Source organism: Streptomyces sp. NPDC006602 (assembly GCF_042870385.1).
Lineage (GTDB): Bacteria > Actinomycetota > Actinomycetes > Streptomycetales > Streptomycetaceae > Streptomyces.
This window is the reverse complement of sequence record NZ_JBIAHG010000098.1, coordinates 1-1,823: the sequence shown is the minus strand read 5'-3', so window position 1 is coordinate 1,823 and position 1,823 is coordinate 1. Positions and strand designations below refer to the sequence as shown.

At 69.7% G+C, this 1,823-nt stretch carries 2 protein-coding genes; both read left to right on the top strand.

All coding sequences use genetic code 11. The features are described 5' to 3' along the window. Positions 1–199 precede the first annotated feature (199 nt). Complete coding sequence (locus ACFYO2_RS49580; protein WP_388364111.1) at positions 200–562, top strand: YciI family protein; 363 nt, start codon at positions 200–202, stop codon at positions 560–562. Continuing rightward, positions 559–1,823: RNA polymerase sigma factor (locus ACFYO2_RS49575; RefSeq protein WP_388364108.1), on the top strand; the 1,265-nt coding region annotated here is incomplete at its 3' end. The genes ACFYO2_RS49580 and ACFYO2_RS49575, both read left to right, overlap by 4 nt.

Sequence of the window (1,823 nt, the reverse complement as noted above, 5' to 3'; positions counted from 1 at the left end):
CCCTCCGTGCCGGTCCGGTCGACAAGACCGGCGACTGGCGGGGAGGGGCCGGTCCCTCCCCGGTCCGCCGCGTCTGCTTGGGTGATCGTCACGTTGCCGGGTATCGGCCGAAGAGGTTTCGAGGAGGGCTGTCGAATCCGGGCTGGCCGTTCGACGTAGGGGTGTAAGGCAACCACAACCACGTGGAAGGACAGCCACCATGGCTCAGTACGCGATCCTCATCTACGCAAAGACCCACGCCGATGAGGCCGAGGCCGTTCCTGGGGCGCGTGAGGCCCACGACCGGAACTTCGAGGACATGGTGACGTCCGGGGCCCTGGTCGCGGCATTCGCGCTGCAGCCTGCCGCCGACACAGCGACCTCGATCCGCGGCGACGTGGTGACGGACGGACCGTTCGTCGATGCCAAGGAAGTCATCGCCGGTATCGCCATCATCGAGGCGTCCGACCTGGACGCCGCTTTGAAGATCGCTCGGGCCAATCCCGCTACCCAGCAGGGCGGCGGTGTCGAGGTGCGGCCCATCGAAGGCGGCTTCATCGCGGATCGGCCCGCCGCGGCATGACGCCGTGGGCAGACGTCGAGACGGCGGTCGCGGACGCGCACCGTCGCGGGTGGGCCCTGGTGCTCGCCGCGACGGTGCGTGTCGCTCGCGATCTGGACCTGGCCGAGGAGTGTGTGCAGGAGGCGTATGCCGCGGCCCTGACGAGCTGGGCCCGCGACGGGATCCCGAACAACCCGGCAGCCTGGCTCACCACCGCGGCCAAGCGCCGCGCGATGGATGTGGCGCGGCGCGAGCAGACATTCCGCTCGAAACTCCCGCTGCTGGTCGAGTCCGAGGAGACAGAGGACAAGGTGGCTGTCGACGAACCGGCCGTCGTCGAGCCGGAGGCCGTGATACCGGACGAGCGGCTGCGGCTGATCTTCATGTGCTGTCATCCGGCGTTGGCGCAGGAGGCGCAGCTGGCACTGACACTGCGACTCGTGTGTGGGGTGACGACCGCCGATATCGCCCGTGCGCTTCTGGTGTCGGAGCCCACCATGGCCGCCCGGATGACGCGGGCGAAGAAGAAGATCTCGGCTGCACGGATCCCCTTCCGACTGCCGGGAGCGGCTGAGCTGCCGGATCGACTGCGCGCGGTACTCGGCGTGATCCATCTGCTGTTCACTACCGGACACACCGCGCCGTCCGGCGCATCGCTGGTGCGCACCGACCTGGTGGACCAGTCGCTGAAGCTGACCCGGATGCTGCGGGAGCTGATGCCCGACGAGCGGGAGGTGCGGGGGCTGCTCGCCCTCCTGCTGGTCACCGACGCGCGGCGCGCCACCCGGGTCGACTCCGACGGTCGGCTGCTACGACTGGAGGGCCAGGACCGATCGCTCTGGGACCGCCCGGCGATGGCTGAGGCGCACGACCTGATCGTGGACGGGTTGCGCGGCGGGCGACCGGGCCGCTATGTGCTGCAGGCGGCGATCGCCTCGCTCTACGCCCAGGCGCCGTCCTACGACCGGACGGACTGGCCGCAGATCGTGACCTTGTACGACGAGCTGCTGTCGGTGTGGCCCTCGCCGGTGGTGGCGTTGAACCGCACGGTGGCGGTGTCGATGGTCTCCGGGCCGGCGCAGGCGCTGGAAGAGGTTGCGAAGTTGGAGAAGGACGGCCGACTCGCGCGATATCAGTACCTGCCGGCGGTCAAGGCGGACCTGCTGCATCGGCTGGGTCGCTCGCAGGAGGCTGCTACCGCCTACTGTCAGGCGCTGGAGTTGACCGGGAACGACGCCGAGCGCGCGTTCCTGGCCGAACGCCTCGCCGGTCCGCACCGGGC